Source organism: Anaerococcus vaginimassiliensis (genome assembly GCF_900626155.1).
In the GTDB taxonomy this organism is placed as follows: Bacteria; Bacillota; Clostridia; order Tissierellales; family Peptoniphilaceae; genus Anaerococcus; species Anaerococcus vaginimassiliensis.
Genome location: NZ_LR130844.1, coordinates 530,987 through 547,120 on the forward strand (window position 1 = coordinate 530,987; position 16,134 = coordinate 547,120).

At 35.1% G+C, this 16,134-nt stretch carries 14 protein-coding genes; 4 read left to right on the plus strand and 10 right to left on the minus strand.

The window, feature by feature from the left end; all coding sequences use genetic code 11:
* Positions 1 to 5 precede the first annotated feature (5 nt).
* The 3 genes from E0D87_RS02825 to nagE all read left to right on the plus strand — a co-directional run bounded on the left by E0D87_RS02825 (position 6) and on the right by nagE (position 2,815).
* Positions 6 to 314, plus strand: coding sequence for a hypothetical protein (locus E0D87_RS02825; RefSeq protein ID WP_130819263.1), 309 nt, complete (start codon positions 6 to 8; stop codon positions 312 to 314).
* Between the two features lie 146 nt (positions 315 to 460).
* A complete protein-coding gene (locus E0D87_RS02830; RefSeq protein ID WP_130819264.1) occupies positions 461 to 1,096 on the plus strand; it encodes a PepSY domain-containing protein in 636 nt (211 codons plus the stop codon).
* A 207-nt stretch (positions 1,097 to 1,303) separates the two neighbouring features.
* Complete coding sequence (nagE, locus tag E0D87_RS02835) at positions 1,304 to 2,815, plus strand: N-acetylglucosamine-specific PTS transporter subunit IIBC (RefSeq protein ID WP_130819265.1); 1,512 nt, start codon at positions 1,304 to 1,306, stop codon at positions 2,813 to 2,815.
* A gap of 236 nt (positions 2,816 to 3,051) precedes the next feature.
* On the opposite strand, the gene E0D87_RS02840 is transcribed toward nagE, so the two are convergent.
* Positions 3,052 to 4,296: an FprA family A-type flavoprotein gene (locus tag E0D87_RS02840; RefSeq protein ID WP_130819266.1), complete on the minus strand. Its 1,245-nt coding sequence runs from the start codon at positions 4,294 to 4,296 to the stop codon at positions 3,052 to 3,054.
* Positions 4,297 to 4,308: 12 nt separating this feature from the next.
* Positions 4,309 to 6,237 carry an acyl-CoA dehydrogenase family protein gene (locus E0D87_RS02845; protein WP_004835481.1) on the minus strand — a complete coding sequence of 643 codons (1,929 nt, stop codon included), beginning with the start codon at positions 6,235 to 6,237 and terminating at the stop codon, positions 4,309 to 4,311.
* A 301-nt stretch (positions 6,238 to 6,538) separates the two neighbouring features.
* Between E0D87_RS02845 and E0D87_RS02850 the strand changes: the two genes are divergently transcribed.
* Entirely contained in the window at positions 6,539 to 7,222 is a 684-nt protein-coding gene (locus E0D87_RS02850; protein WP_130819267.1) for a hypothetical protein, read from the plus strand.
* A 55-nt stretch (positions 7,223 to 7,277) separates the two neighbouring features.
* Here E0D87_RS02850 and E0D87_RS02855 read toward each other — a convergent pair whose 3' ends face one another.
* The 8 genes from E0D87_RS02855 to E0D87_RS02890 all read right to left on the minus strand — a co-directional run bounded on the left by E0D87_RS02855 (position 7,278) and on the right by E0D87_RS02890 (position 16,133).
* Complete coding sequence (locus tag E0D87_RS02855) at positions 7,278 to 8,261, minus strand: tagatose 1,6-diphosphate aldolase (protein WP_004835461.1); 984 nt, start codon at positions 8,259 to 8,261, stop codon at positions 7,278 to 7,280.
* Positions 8,258 to 9,187: a hexose kinase gene (locus tag E0D87_RS02860; RefSeq protein WP_004835473.1), complete on the minus strand. Its 930-nt coding sequence runs from the start codon at positions 9,185 to 9,187 to the stop codon at positions 8,258 to 8,260. Before E0D87_RS02860 ends, E0D87_RS02855 begins: the two co-directional genes overlap by 4 nt.
* Positions 9,184 to 10,311, minus strand: a complete 1,128-nt coding sequence (gene nagA, locus E0D87_RS02865; RefSeq protein ID WP_130819268.1) for an N-acetylglucosamine-6-phosphate deacetylase — start codon at positions 10,309 to 10,311, stop codon at positions 9,184 to 9,186. Before nagA ends, E0D87_RS02860 begins: the two co-directional genes overlap by 4 nt.
* Before the next feature lie 14 nt (positions 10,312 to 10,325).
* A complete protein-coding gene (locus tag E0D87_RS02870) occupies positions 10,326 to 11,027 on the minus strand; it encodes a GntR family transcriptional regulator (protein ID WP_130819269.1) in 702 nt (233 codons plus the stop codon).
* A 6-nt stretch (positions 11,028 to 11,033) separates the two neighbouring features.
* Positions 11,034 to 12,167: an SIS domain-containing protein gene (locus E0D87_RS02875; RefSeq protein WP_130819270.1), complete on the minus strand. Its 1,134-nt coding sequence runs from the start codon at positions 12,165 to 12,167 to the stop codon at positions 11,034 to 11,036.
* A gap of 78 nt (positions 12,168 to 12,245) precedes the next feature.
* Positions 12,246 to 13,031 carry a DeoR/GlpR family DNA-binding transcription regulator gene (locus E0D87_RS02880; RefSeq protein WP_242618431.1) on the minus strand — a complete coding sequence of 262 codons (786 nt, stop codon included), beginning with the start codon at positions 13,029 to 13,031 and terminating at the stop codon, positions 12,246 to 12,248.
* A gap of 31 nt (positions 13,032 to 13,062) precedes the next feature.
* A complete protein-coding gene (gene lacG / locus E0D87_RS02885; RefSeq protein WP_130819271.1) occupies positions 13,063 to 14,463 on the minus strand; it encodes a 6-phospho-beta-galactosidase in 1,401 nt (466 codons plus the stop codon).
* Positions 14,464 to 14,471: 8 nt separating this feature from the next.
* Entirely contained in the window at positions 14,472 to 16,133 is a 1,662-nt protein-coding gene (locus E0D87_RS02890) for a PTS lactose transporter subunit IIBC (protein ID WP_130819272.1), read from the minus strand.
* Between the last annotated feature and the right edge of the window lies 1 nt (position 16,134).

Sequence of the window (16,134 nt, forward strand, 5' to 3'; positions counted from 1 at the left end):
TTAAAATGAAAACAAATAAAATTGCAGCACTATTACTAGTTGCATCATTCGCACTTGCAGGTTGTGGAAACAACGCTGACACAACAAAACCAGCAGATACATCTGCAGAAACAAAAGTAGAAGAAAAAGCAGACGACGCTAAAGCTACTACAGACGAAAAAGCTGAAGATGCTAAAGAAGATATTGATCAAAAAGCTGAAGATGCTAAAGAATCAGTAGACGAAAAAGCTGAAGATACAAAAGATTCTGTAGATCAAAAAGCTGACGATGCTAAAAACGCAGTAGAAGAAGATAAAGCTGACGAAAACAAATAATTAAACTAAACTTAGAGCTGGTATATGCCAGCTCTTTTTATTTATTAATTTTATGTTGTCTTTTTATTAATTTTCTTAATATAAACTTTACATTTCTTAAATAAGAGTTATAATATATGTGAAATCGAAATGAAAAAGGAGATTTTATGAACAAAAAATTATTAGCTGTTGCTCTTTCAGCAGGAATCGTTCTTGCAGGATGTGGCAACTCAACAGAAAACAAAACAGATGATACAGCAAGTACAGATACAAAGGTAGAAGAAAAAGTAGAAGATGCTAAAGATAGCGCCAAAGAAGTAAAAGATGACGCAAAAGACGCAAAAGATAATGCAGAAACTGCTGTAAAAACTGCAACTTCTGACATTAACGAAGTAAAAATCGACCTAGATGGAGCTATAGCTAAATTCAAAGAAACTTTCGGCGACGAAGGAATCGAAATCGAAGATATATCTCTTGAGCTTGAAAACGGAGAATATGAATACGAAATCGACGGAAAGAAAGAAAATACTGAATACAAACTTGTTTTAGATGCAAACACAGGTGATATCAAAGAACAAAAAGAAGAGGAAGATAGCGATAACGAACCTATAGAAGCAATCGACTTTGCATCAATCATCAGCCTAGATGAAGCAATGGATAAAGCTCTAACAGGTCAAGAAGATGCAAAAGTTCTTGGATGGAGCCTATCTACAGATGACGGTAAAACAAAATATGAATTCGATATAGATAATGGTGATGACAAAGAAGTTGACGCTCTTACAGGAGATATCCTAGCTGACTAGTACTATCTTTCAAATTACAATATAATTACGCAAAAGGGCAGGATTTTATTCCTGCTTTTTTGTTTGTTTAAAAGTAAATTTATATTTCTTAAATAATTTCTATTAATGTTTGAAAATGTAATCTTTTTATCGCAAATGCTTGCTTTGTATCTTGATAATGTGTTAAAATAAAGCTGTAAACGTTTTATGAAATTATAGGAGGTAGTTATGAAAGAAAAACTACAAAGATTGGGGCAATCCCTAATGCAACCAGTCGCTGTAATGCCTCTAGCAGCCTTACTTTTAGGTATAGGCTATGCAATTGACCCTGAGTTATGGGGAGCTGGATCACCTATCGCAGCATTTTTAATATCTGCTGGTGGATCAGTTCTTGATAACCTTGGTATAATCTTTGCTGTAGGTATTGCATTTGGAATGGCTCGCGACAACCACGGTGCGTCTGCACTTGCTGGTCTTGTGTCATTTCTAACAATTATCAAGTTACTAAGCCCTGCTACAGTGGCAATGCTTTCTGGAATGGAGCTTGAAGCATGGACTGCTGCCGATGAATTTAGGGCAACAGCTTTTGGAACTATGGGCAACGGAAATGTTTTTGTCGGAATCTTATCAGGTATTATAGGTGGATTTGCCTATGATAAGTTCTACTCAACAAAACTTCCTGACTTCTTGGCTTTCTTCTCTGGTAGAAGACTCGTTCCAATCATGGCATCATTTATGGCTATGGTATCTTCAGGAATTTTATTTATCGTTTGGCCAATCATCTATGTTGGTTTAGTTAACTTTGGTCAATTCTTATTAGGATTAGGTCCAATAGGAGCTGGTATATACGCCTTCTTTAACAGACTTCTAATACCAACAGGTCTTCACCACGCTTTAAACCAAGTATTTTGGTTTAACCTTGTTGGAATTAACGATATTCCAAACTTCTTGGGTAATGTTCAAGAATCAATCACAAATGTATACCACCCAGGTATGTACCAAGCAGGATTCTTCCCAATTATGATGTTCGGTCTACCAGGCGCCGCTCTTGCTATTGCAAAAAAAGCTGACGAGAAGAATAAAAAAGCTACAAAGGCAATCATGCTTGCAGGCGCTCTTGCATCTTTTGCAACAGGAGTTACAGAACCACTCGAGTTCTCATTCATGTTTGCTGCACCACAACTTTATCTAATCCATGCGGCTTTCACAGGAATTTCTGCATTTCTTGCAGCAACACTAAAGGCCTACGCAGGGTTTGGATTCTCAGCAGGACTTGTTGATTTCGTTCTTTCAATTAAAAACCCAATGCACGCAAATATTCTTATCCTTGTAGTAATGGGACTTGTTTATTTCTGCTTATATTACTTTGTATTTAGTACTTTGATTGAGAAATTAGATATCGCTACTCCAGGTAGAAATACAAAAGATATGGGAAAAGTTGGCGCAACTGATAAATCACAAGCTGAAGAAGAAAGAGAAGAAAAACTTACAATTTCTAACTCTTACGAAGAAACAGCTAGAAAAATCTTGGCTGGTCTTGGCGGAGCAGAAAATATAGATACAACAGGTTATTGTACAACTAGACTTAGACTAACAGTCAAAGATTCAGAAAAGGTTAACGATGATATGATAAAATCAGCTGGAGTTGCTGGTGTTATGAAACCAGGCCCTAAGGCTGTTCAAGTAATCATAGGCCCACAAGTTCAAGCAGTCTATGACGAATTCGTTAAACTAGTCTAGAATAAAGATCAGCAAGTTAAGGCTTGCTGATTTTTTATTGGCTTATTTTAATATTACAGCTTATCTATTTAACCTAAGTTATCATATATAATTAATGATAAGATAGTAGGTTTATTTATAATGTAGAGGGCTATATATTTTAATAAAACTTTCTTATATCTTAATAAATTTATAAAAGCAAAAACCTCCCATTTGGGAGGTTTTCTAAGTTAAACAGTATATCTATGATACTATTATTATTTCTTTTGTGAAGCAGCTTTTTCTTTTTCTTCTCTACGTTTTTTCATAGAGTCTTTGATTCCTTCAACTATAGCGTCCATGTCACCTTCTTTTTGTGATTTCAGACTTGATACTATGTCTAGTCCTTCTGGAAGAACATCCATTAGTCTCATCTCTTCGTCAAGGAATTTTTCCATTTTTTCTGCTGCTTGTGGTGCCCATGTACCATTTCCGATGATTGATACAGCTCTATTTTGTAAGTTTAGAGCAGCCATATCGTTTAGGAAGTCTTTCATCTTTGGATAGATACCTAGGTTGTAGGTTACAGATGCTAAAACTAAGTTAGAGTATTTAAATGTTTCAGCTATTAATGTAGAAACATCTGTGTTTGATACGTCTCTTAGGGATATATCTGTAATACCTGCTTCACAAAGTTTGCTTGCAAGAGCTTGAGCTGCAAATTCTGTATTACCATACATTGATGCATATACAATTAATACACCTTCTTTTTCAGGTTCATAGGTTGCCCAGTGTACATATTTGTCGATGATATAACCAAGGTTATCTCTCCAAACTAGTCCGTGAAGTGGGCAAATATATTTTATGTCAAGTCCGCCAGCTTTTTCTAGGGCTTTTTGTACAAATGTACCGTACTTACCAACTATATTTGTGTAATATCTACGTCCTTCATCAAGATAATCTCTATCCCAATCAACTTCGTCAGCAAATAGTCTACCGTTGTTTGCGATAAATGAACCGAAAGCGTCAGCTGAGAATAAAACTTTGTCTGTGCTATCATAGCTCATTAGAACTTCTGGCCAGTGAACCATTGGAGCTTCAACAAAAGTAAATTCGTGTTTACCAAAGCTAATTGTATCGCCTTCTTTTACTTCGATATATCTATCATCTACATGATAACCAAATTGTCTCATGAACATTACTCCCTTTTCAGAAGAGATTATCTTCATGTTTGGATATCTTTGTAGCATTAGTTCTATAGCTGAGCAGTGGTCTGGTTCCATGTGGTGAACTATCATATAGTCTAGGTCACGACCATCTAGAACTCTTGCTATGTTTACCATATATTCTCTTGTTACTGCCCAATCTATTGAGTCGACTAGTACTGTTTTTTCGTCCATTAGTAGGTATGAGTTGTAAGAAACTCCTTCAGGAATAGGAAATATATTCTCAAATAAGGCAAGTCTTCTATCGTCCCCACCTACATAATATAAATCGTCTGTTACTTTTCTAACTGTATACATTAAATCCTCCTACTATTTTCTATCATCTGGGAATTCTACTTTTACGAATTCTTCTTTAGCTTCTCCAGAAACTGGACTTACCCATTCGTCTGGCAACTTGTCAAATGGTGTGCCTGGTTCGATTCCTTGAGTTGGATCGCCTACTTCTGGGTCATATTCGTAACCAGATCCCAAATCCACGTAAATATCTTCTTTGGGAGCCATCTTTCTTGGTTTAGATCTTTTGATTTTTTTCATAGGTGGAGCTGGTTTCTTTTCTTCTCCATTATCAAGTTCTTTGATAAGAAGTGGAAGAACTTCCATAGCATCTCCTACGATACCGTAGTCACAGTTATTAAACATTGGAGCATTTTTGCTGTTGTTAATTGCAACGATTGTTGATGCGTCTTTCATTCCCTTTAGGTGTTGTCCTGCGCCTGATACGCCGACACCAATATATAGGTTACCCTTGAATGATTGACCACTCATACCGATGTATCTATCTAACGGAATATACTTTAATGTTTCAGCAACTGGTCTAGATGAAGAAATAGCTGCACCTGCTTGGTAAGCAAGTTCTTCTATTAGTTTCATGTTTTTCTTTTCACCTATACCACGTCCTGCAACAACTACTCTTTGTGCTTCAGGAATTGGTGTATTTGGATCGATACCTACTGTAAAGTCATATCCGTCTTTCTTTAGTGATTGAACAAGCTTTTTAACAGCTTCTTTAGGGTCTCCTTCGTAGATTTCTTTTTTACGAACTCCTGCGATGGGACCAGCACCTTTGCCTTTACCTCCTGCTCTTTTCATTTTTGGAGCACGTCCTACAGTGTTTGCACCAACTACAACTCTCATGATTTCGTTAGTACCTTCATAGATTTGTGTAATCTTAGCGTCTCTGAAGAATCTTTCAACATCAACACCCTTGATAAATCCAGAACCGCCGTAAACTTGTACAGCTTCTGTAGCAATCTTCATAGCAAGATCTGATGCAACTTGTTTAGCCATAGCAGCTTCTGCAGAATATCTTTCGTGATTTTCTTTAAGTTCTGCTGCATGGTAAATCATAAGTCTTGCACCGTGTAGGTGAGTTGCCATATCAGCAAGTTTAAATGTATTTGCTTGTAAGTGAGCTATTGGAAGACCAAATTGTTCACGTTCTTTAGCATAAGCAAGAGCAGATTCATAAGCACCTTGTCCAATACCAAGAGCTTGTGAAGCTATACCAATTCTACCACCGTCAAGTGTTGCCATAGCAATCTTAAATCCTTGACCTTCTTTACCGAGTAGGTTTTCTTTTGGAACTTTAACATTATCAAAATGAAGTTCAGCAGTAGATGATGATCTAATACCTAGTTTGTCATAGTGGTCTGAGAATGTAAATCCTTCAAAATCTTTTTCTACGATGAAGGCAGATATACCGTGTGTTCCAATACCTGGTGTAGTTACAGCAAATACAACATATGTATCAGCTTTTGGAGCGTTAGTTATAAATATCTTCTTACCATTTAAGATATAATTATCGCCATCAAGTTCAGCAGTTGTTTCTGTTCCACCTGCATCTGAACCTGCGTTTTCTTCTGTAAGTCCAAAGCCGCCTAATTTTTCACCCTTAGCAAGTGGTGTTAGGTATTTTTTCTTTTGTTCTTCTGTACCGAATGCAAATATTGGCCATGAACCAAGTGATGTATGAGCTGAGCATATTACACCAACTCCACCGTCTACTCTAGATAGTTCTTCTACAACGATTGCATAAGAAATAACATCAAGACCTTGGCCACCATATTCTTTAGGATAAGGTATTCCTAGAAAGCCCAATTCTCCCATTTCTTTCACTATATCATCTGGGAATTCATTCTTTTGATCTAAGTCGAAAGCTATTGGTTTTACCTTTTCTTCAGCAAAAGCTCTAACTTTTTTACGTAGGGCCTCATGTTGATCTGTTGTCTTAAAAAGCATAAAATCCTCCTTTAATAATTGTCATCTAATTAAATTGTAAACCGAATAAAAATTTTTGTCAAATATATTTACCTGTCACAATATTTATAAAATTTTTACTAATATACCTAAAAATTTAATGAAATTGCTTGCTATTTTTCTTTATTTTCATACATTTAATTAGATTCTTAGAAAACTTTTTGAAAAAGCTTTTCCTAATCATATATTTACCCAACTTTATAAAATAAATAACTAAAATTAAATAATTATACTAGATGATAGAATATACTTTGGGGTAGAATATATATCAAAGGAGAGATATATGAAAAACAATTTTAAAAAAGTATTTGCCCTTGTTTTAGTTGCCTTAGCCCTAAGTGCTTGTTCACAAAATAAAGAAAGTGAGGATAAGGAAGATAAGAAGGTTGAAGTAAAAATAAATAAAGATAATAAAAAAGAAACTTCTGGTAAGGATAAAAAAGATTTAGAAAACGAAGATAACGAAAGCTCCGATACCAAAGAGGAATCAAATATTTCTAACAATCCTACACAGGAAAATCCTGAGGGTGATATAAAGAATATTGAAAGTTTAGAAAATACTGAAAATAATGACAAGGATAATTCTTCCCTTGATAAAGACGGCAAGTATCTAACTTCTATTATAGCAAGTCAAAATGGTGATTTTAATGATTTAGGATATGCTAGCACCTATGAGTTTTATGTAGATGGCGAAACTAATACTCTTATAGTAAAGGGATCTTTAAATTATAATGAAGATATAGATGACCGTGACTTTTTAGAAGGATCCACTCAAATGGATAATTCAACCTATACTTTTAAGCTAGATGAAAATTCTATTCTAAGAAGCACTGGGGGTATAAATGAGCCACATCCTTATACGATAGAAGAGTTTAACAATATCGCAAATGATGTGAAAGACTCTGGTCTAGGACTAATTATAATCGTGGAAAATGGTGTAGTTAAAAGCGCAAGCATAGCCTCATAATTTAAAAAGCTAAAAGACGGAAACAATTTAACTCGTTCCCGTCTTTTTATTTGTCTTAGTCTTCTATTTTTTCAAAAACAGAGTGTGCTGTTTCTTTTAGAACTTCATTTAATTTTTCTATGTTTTCTTTTCCTGTTGATTCTAGCCATTTTTTAGCTTCGTCTTGGTCTTTACCGAATATATCTACTGAATCTTTCCATGTAGCTCTACCACATAAAACTCCGTTGAAGTTTGAATCAGCTTCTTTAGCAAGTCTTAGAGTTTCTTGGAAGATTTCTGCACTTACTCCACCTGATAAGAATATAAATGGCAAGTTTGTTGATTCAGATTGTTCTTTGAAGTATCCTATAGCTTCATCTCTTGTATAAACTGGATTTTCTTTGCCAATTCCTTCTACAAAGTTCATGTTTGTTGGTGTTTCTACCTTTAGAACATCTACCTTGTATCTAGGATCAGAGAATTCTTTCATAGCTGTGTTTACCTTGTTTGGTCTAACCTTAGCGTATTCTTCTCCCTTTTCAGAATCCATATTTCTATCGTAAGTGATGATTTCTAAGAAATGTGGTAAACCTAATCCTTCACATTCATAGCCAACTCTTTCTACCCAAGCTCTCTTGATGTCGTTTGTTTTTTCATCATCGTCGCAATCATAATAAAGAAGTGTTTTAATTGCGTTAGCTCCCATTTCTTTAGCTCTTAACACACTCATAAAGTCGATTAGACGTGGAAGTCTGCCTTCGTCATATTCGTCATATCCTGTTTGCTCATAGCTTAGGATAAGTCCAACATTTTTTGCCTTAGCTGTAATTCCTTTTTCTCCATAAATTGGGTCAAGTAGGATTGATGAAGCATATGGTGTAAGTTCTTTAGAAACTAACTCCTTGTAAGCTCCAATTCCTTCTACATTGTTTAGGTCAGGGTTAGCCTTATCCATCATTTTTTCCATAGATCCTCTTTGATCTATTGCAAGAGCTGCTATAGCTCCATCTTCGTTTACTAATTGTTTAAGGTTTTCTAGTTTTTCTTGTGAAATTTTCATTTGTATTCCTCTACTTTTATTTTCTCAAAATATTCGTCAAACTTATCCATTTCAATGTGGGCAATCTCTTCTGTTAAAACATTCAAAAGTCCACATGTCATTGATGTTTTTATAGCATCTACATCTTCTTCGTTCTTATCTATAGCAAATAAAGCTCCAGCAAGGGAAGAATCTCCACTTCCTACAGGATTAATTGCATCAACCTTTGGAACAATCGCATTGTAGATTCTATCATCTACCTTTACTATGGCTCCATCTTTTCCCATTGATACAATTATATACTTAATATCCTTGAAAGGTTCTTCTAATAGAATATCTTTAAGTTCACTTTTTTCTATCTTCCTTCCAAGAACATCTCCTATTTCTGTCTCGTTAGGTTTGATTAAGTCAGGCTTTACATCTGCATTAATCATATCTTTTAGGGTTTGTCCAGATGTATCTACTGATACAAACTTGTTATTGTCCTTGGCAAACTTTATTATTTTCTTGTAAAATTCACTAGTAAGTCCCTTTGGCAAAGATCCAGAGATATTTATCACAGAGCAGCCTTCACTAATTTTTGAAAGACTATCTAAGAATTTCTCTTCTTCTTTGGCACTTATACTAGGACCTGCTTCCAAAATTTCAGTTTGCTTTCCTTCATGAATGATTGCTATACAATTTCTTGTTTCGCCATCAACTTTTACAAATCTTGCTTGATGACCTCTTTTTTCAAGGTCTTCTTCTATATATTCTCCGAGTTTACCGCCGACAAATCCAGAATGAACCGGACTTGCTCCCAACTCTTTTAGGACATATCCAACATGGATGCCCTTGCCTCCTGCGTGTTTGTTAACGTCAGATGTTCTTGTAACATCGTCTATATTTAGTTTATCCAGCTGATAAGCTACATCTACAGAAGGATTTGCTGTAATTGTTAATATCATCCAAAAACTCTCTTCCCATTTAAAAATGTTGCCTTAAGATCTAAATTCTCATCTAAAACTATAAAATCAGCGTCGTATCCTTCGTGAAGTTTACCGCAAACATTATCTATACCAAGAGATTTTGCTGGCACAAGACTTGCCATTTGAATAGCTTCAAATACATCTGCTATCTCCCACTCTACGACATTTTTAACTGCTTCTTTTAATCTTAGAATTGATCCTGCAAGGTTACCGCTATCTTTTAGTCTTGCTGTGCCGTCTTTTACAATTACAGGGAACTCTCCAAGCTTATAATCTCCTTCAGGCATGCCACCTGCTGACATACAATCTGTAATAAGTGCAATTCTATCTCTACCCTTGGCATTCATAAGGATATTTGCTGCATTTGGATTTACATGGTGGCCATCACAAATTAGCTCTCCATATGAATCTGTACTCATGGCAGCTCCAACCATACCAGGATTTCTATGATGAAGTCCGCTCATACCATTATAAACATGGACAAAGATATTAGCTCCTGCATCAACTGCGTCTACAGCCTCATCAAAGCTTGCATCTGAATGTCCCAAGGCAACTCTTACTCCCATAGCATTTGCTTCTTTTATAAAGTCAATTGCTCCTTCTCTTTCTGGAGCTATGGCAATTTTATTTACTAAGCCATCTGATAGCTCTTTCCATTTTTTAAGTTTCTCTATATCAGGATCTGACATATATGATGCGTTTTGAGCACCCTTGTATTTTTCTGTGAAGAATGGTCCTTCCAAGAATATTCCCCTAACCTTGGCACCTGTAACTGATTTATATTCGTCACCAATCACCTTGCAAGCTTCATTTAGCTTTTCTGTTGAATCTGTTAGGGTTGTTGGCAAAAAGCTTGTAACTCCACACTCCAAAATACCTTTGGATATTTCATCTAAGTAGCCTTTTTTACAATCCATTATATCCTTGCCACCATAACCATGAATGTGAGTATCAACAAGGCCTGGAGCGATAATTTCTCCCAAGTCTTCGTATTCTTCTACTTCCTTTTTGGAAAATGATTTAATCTTGCCATCTTCTACTTCCATGTAACAGTTTTCTAAAATCCTATCTTCTAATACTATATACTTTGCAAAATAATGCATTTTATCTCCTTAGTTTATCTCGGATTATAACTTGTTTCATAATAGAACCTATCTCCTCTGGCATAAGAGATAGTATATTCTATCAAATTGTCATCAAAATCATAGCTTTTTCTAATAACCTTAAGACTGGGTGAGTCTATTCTCTGATCTAAGAAATCGGCAATTTTCTTTGTAAGATTTGCCACTGAAAATCTTTCCTTTACTGTAAATATCTTTGCGTTTGCCTCTTCAAATATCTCGTACAGAGGTTTTTTTGCTACTAATTCTTTGGATATATTTCTAAATCTTTCATATGGGATAAAGCTTGTCTCATACATCATTGGCTCATCATCAGCAAGCCTAAGTCTGATGATTTCTATAACCAAGTCCATTTTGTTTATACCCATAGTCTTAGCTAAATCCTTACTTGCCTTTTTCACTCTAAAATCAATTATCTTAGATGTTGGGCTCATGCCCCTAAGCTTTGTTCTTTGAGTAAAAGAATAATAATTTGATAGGTTATCCTTTAAATCATCCTTGCCAGTAACAAAACTTCCCTTTCCTTGAATCTGAAAAATTAGTCCGTCGTTGACCAACTGACCTATAGCGTTTCTTATAGTAGTTCTACTTACGCCATAGTCTTTGCAAAGTTGCCTTTCCGAAGGAATCTTGTCTCCTTTTTCCATAGTAGATATTTTTTCAGTAATATCCTTAACTATTTCTGAATAAAGACTCATAATACCCTACTTGTTATATTCGTGGATACTTACACCCTTTACAACCCTGTTTACAGTTTGTGACTTAGATGGGTTATCCGGAGTATTTCCCACTCTAAGGGCTGTAATTAAACTTATAAGTTGCGCTACTATCGCATATAAAACTGCTAGGTATCCATCATCGACACCATCTATATCGTAGATGAGTTTTTCATAAGATCCGCTAACTTCCTCGTTTGCTACAGCTATTACCTTTTTTGCTATCCCGTCTAGGTATATCTCATCTAAAATATCAGTATCGTATTTTCTAGTGTAAGGATTGTTTGAGATAAAGGATACTACCAGTGTGTTTTTATCTATGAAAGATTTTGGACCATGTCTAAAGCCCATGCTTGATTCATACATGCTAGAAACACTTCCTGCAGTAAGCTCCAACACCTTTAGTCTAGCCTCGTTAGTTAGCTTATACAAAGGTCCACTTCCAAGATAAATAATTCTATCAAAATCAAAATCTACTAAGTTTTCAATATTTTCTCTATCTTCTAGGATTTTTCTCCCTGCATCAGAAATCTTACTTACAATTTCTTTTTTATTAGAATTTGTCTTATCAAATATAAGTAAACTTGTCAAAAGCATGGATGTAAAAGAGCTTGTCATTGCAAATCCCTTGTCATTTGTACCGTCTGGTTCGATAAAGACATAGGCGTTTTCATCATCATAAAGCTTTTGGGCAAGCTTGCCATCCTCAGCACAAGTTATAGCTAGATTGTAGCAATCATCTACCAAATCTTCCATAAGCTCTACTGCAGCTAGAGACTCTGGTGAATTTCCACTTCTAGCAAAAGAAACTAGCAAGACCTTCTCGTCCTTTTTAAAATGAAGGTAAGGAGCAGAGACAAGATCTGTAGTTGCGATTGACTCAAACTCAAAATCTCCATTAGCTTTCAAATATTCCTTGGCTATATTTCCAACATACTCGCTTGTGCCAGCACCTGTAAATATAACCTTGCTATCTTTAACCTTTTCTAAGAATTTACTAATATCTTCTTTTCTTTTTTCGTACAAGTCATAAACAAGCTCCCAAATATTAGCTTGTTGTAAAATTTCGCTATAAGTATTTATAGCATCATTTTTATTAATATAATCTAAATCTAAAAACATTTGAACCTCCAACTGGTAACTACCACTTCCATTATATTCTTTCATTTTCCTTAGTCAACTACAGATTCTAATGTTCTCTTAGATTTTATAAATTAAGTTAGTAAATTTTTCAATATCTTTTTTGCCCTTGTTACTTATCTCATCATCACTTATTACATCAGCATTTTCTATCTTATAAAACCCATAGAAATCCTCAACGCCAATCTTAGATGAATCGGCAATTAGATATGCCCTGTTCGAATTATCTAATATCTTAGCCTGAAGTATGCCTTCATCCACACTGTAAGTATAGGCAAGACCATCGTGAATGCCATTTACACCGATAAAGGCCATAGAGAACTTGAGCTTTTCAATAACATCTATTGCGAGGCTTCCAACAAAGGCTCCTGTAATCTCCCTAAATTCTCCTCCTATTAGAAATACTCTTACTGCCCTTAAGTTTTTAAGCTTTTCAAATAAGTACAAGGAGTTTGTGTAAATATTACACTTTTTGTTAGACAAGTAGGTGCTAACATATTCTATAGTCGTCCCTGCACCTAGGAATATATTTTCATCACTATCAATAAGAGATGCTATAATTTGAGCTATATACTCTTTCTTTTCTTTGTTTTTATAAATTTTTTCTTCATTGGAAAATTCTCTAGGCAAAGCCTTATCCAAGCTCTTTGCCCCACCGTGAACTCTAAGAAGGAGGTTTTGATCCTCAAGCTCCTTTAGATCACGTCTTATAGTCATATCTGTTACATTTAGAATATTTGTAAGAGTCGAAACTTGAATTATTCCGTCTTTTTCTAATTTGTCTAGTATTATTTCGTGTCGTTCTTCTTTTAACATAGCTATTTCCTTTAATAAAAATAGCGTCATTGAGACGCTACCTTTATTATACTCGAATTAACTACTTTAGTTCTTTACTTTCTGATAATTCCTTCCACCAGTAAGCACTCTTCTTTGGATATCTCTTTTGTGTTTTGAAATCTACAAAGAAGAAACCGTATCTCTTATTATAACCGTTTGACCAACTAAACATATCCATCAGACTCCATAAGAAGTAGCCTTTTACGTTAGCGCCATTTTCGTTGGCTTTCAATACAGCTTCTAAGTGTTTAGATACATAGTCAATTCTTGCATCATCTTCTACGGTATTATTTTCGTTAAGTTCTTCCTTAATACCTATACCGTTTTCTGTGATATATATTTTCCTACAATTTTCGTATTGAGAAACTCTCATGATCATATCATATAGACCCTTAGGATATATTGACCAATCCCAATCGGTCTTTGGTATATCATCTCTTTTTACTTCTTCGCCCATTCCTTTTAGACGGCTTTCAAAGGTTCCTTTATCACCAGTACCGTTGTGGTGGTGAACATTTTCACCCTTGTATTCTTTCATCCAGTGAGCTTGGTAAGAGTTAATACCCAAGAAGTCGATTTTTGGAGCTGCTTTTTTCATTTCTTCCAAATCTTTTTCACCTGGTTTAAATTCATCAAATCCATTGACTTTCAATATATAGTTAACTCTATCCAAGGTTTCTTTAGTATATTCACCAAGTAATACTGATTCTATAGCCAAGCCATTTGCTATTGCATCATATCTTTTGGCAGCTTCTATATTTTCTTCATTATCATCTATTGAATAGTAAGTTTCTAGGGAATGGATTACTCCCATTTCTCCTTCTTTGCCGCTATCTTTGAAGTGGTTTAATACTCTTGCGTGTGCTGTGAGCATACCGTGAATATTTGAAACAGTTTTGTTAAATTGGTATTTTTCTCCTGGAGGAAATGTTCCTGTAACAAATTGGTTAACTGACCAAGGCCATATTTCATTAAATGTTGCCCATTTTTTGACTTCTGTAAATTCATCTAAGCAGAACTTAGCATATTCCACAAAATAATCTTCTACTTCTTTGTTAGAAAAATCTCCGTCTTTGTTAAATAGGTATGGAGTATCAAAATGGTGAAGTGTTACATAAGGTTCAACACCATTGTCAATCGCATATTTGAAAAGCTCATGATAGTGATCTACACCTTGTTTATTAACTTCTCCATATCCTTTAGGGAATATTCTTGTCCAAGCTATAGATATTCTTATTCCGTTTATGCCGAATTTTACGCAATTATCTATATCTTCCTTGTACTTATGATAAAAGTCACTGGCTGGATCTGGGTTATATCCATTTGTTTCATCATAATATACATCCCAACAAACTAGGCCTTTTCCATCTTCCTTAGTAGCTCCTTCGCATTGGTAAGCTGCTGTAGCTCCTCCAAATACAAAATCATCAGAAAATCTCATAATTACTCCTATTCATCCATTTTGCTTAGAATAAACTTGACTGCTCCGTCTGGATCTCTAGTCAAATCAATATATTCTTTTCCGCCTGTCTTAACTAACTTGTTTCCTATTCTATCTGTATCTTGTTTTATATCTTCGTAATAGTTTGCAACTTGTGGTGCCAAAACTACTACATCAAATTTTGGTAATATATCGTGGTGAGAACCATAGCTTCCTGCTGCTGCATGAACTTTCGCTCCAGATTCTTCTGCACCTTCATTTAGTGCATTTGCTAATAGACCGCTTGTTCCACCACCAGCACATAATACTAAGACGTTTGTGATTTTCTCACTTGCCTTACTCTTTTCGAGTAGGTTTTCGTCTATTCCTTCTGCTTCTTCTTCTAATTCTAGTAACTCTTCCTCTTCTTTTTCTTTTTCAAGGATTTGTTTATCATAAACTTTGAAGAATGGATAGTATATTAATACGTCAACTGCTATAATTATTGCCATCATCAACAATGATAATGGAGCAAAACCTGTTGATATGAAAGCACCAATTGGTCCTGGTGTTGTCCAAGGCATTTGTGCTACCATTGAGTTCATTCCCAAAACTTCTACGAAAAATTTAAATATCCAAACATTAAGTATTGGAGCCACGATAAATGGTATCATGAACACTGGGTTTAGAATCAATGGACCACCGAATAAGATTGGCTCATTTACACCAAATGATGTTGGTACTACTGCAGCTCTACCTACTGCTTTGTTTTGTTTTGATTTAGCTAACCACATGAACATAAATGGTACTACGAAAGTTGCTCCTGTACCTCCAAGAGTTGCTATAAACTCTCCTGTATTTGGAGTAACTATTGCCGTTGCGTGTTGACCAGCTTGAAAAGCTGCGATATTGTTTGCTTGGTTAATATAAGCAATAGCATTTATTGCTGGGTTTACTATTGATGGTCCGTGGATTCCTATAAACCAGAAAAATGCCATAGCTCCGTATATCAAAGCTGTTCCTCCCCAGCTATCTGCAGCTGAGAATAGTGGTTGGATAAGAACTATTATAGCTTCTGCTAAACTTGTTCCTACAAATTTTCTGATTATCATATCTATAATCCAGAAACATAATAGAGATAGACCGAAAGGAATAATATCTTTAAATGCTTGAGAAATATTTGGTGGTACTTCCTTAGGCATTTTTATTGTTAGATTCCTCTTTATACTAGCCTTGTAAATATTACCAGCTATAAATGTTGAGATAAATGCAGCTATAAGTCCTGTTGAACCTAGGTAAGAATTAGTTATTCCACCTTCAATAAAGTCAACAGATAAGAACATAAATCCAACTAGTGATGCAAACATAACAGAAGTTGCATTTATTTGATTATCTACTGGCATCTCTCTATTTAAAGCACCGGTAAAGTGTTTTGCTGTTGTAATTGACATAACCAAACCCAATAGTCCCATTGATAGGTTGTAAGGTTTAGTTAGAATTGCCTCCATATTTTCTGACCAATAAAATCCAAAAATATTTGGAATATAAGCCACTAATAGAAACAATGATGAGAAGATTACTATAGGCATAGTTTCCATGAAACCATCTTTTATAGCAACCATGTATTTATTTCTTGAAAGTTTTTCAAAAAACGGTGTTATTTTTTCAATCCCTTTTAGTATCGCATCCATA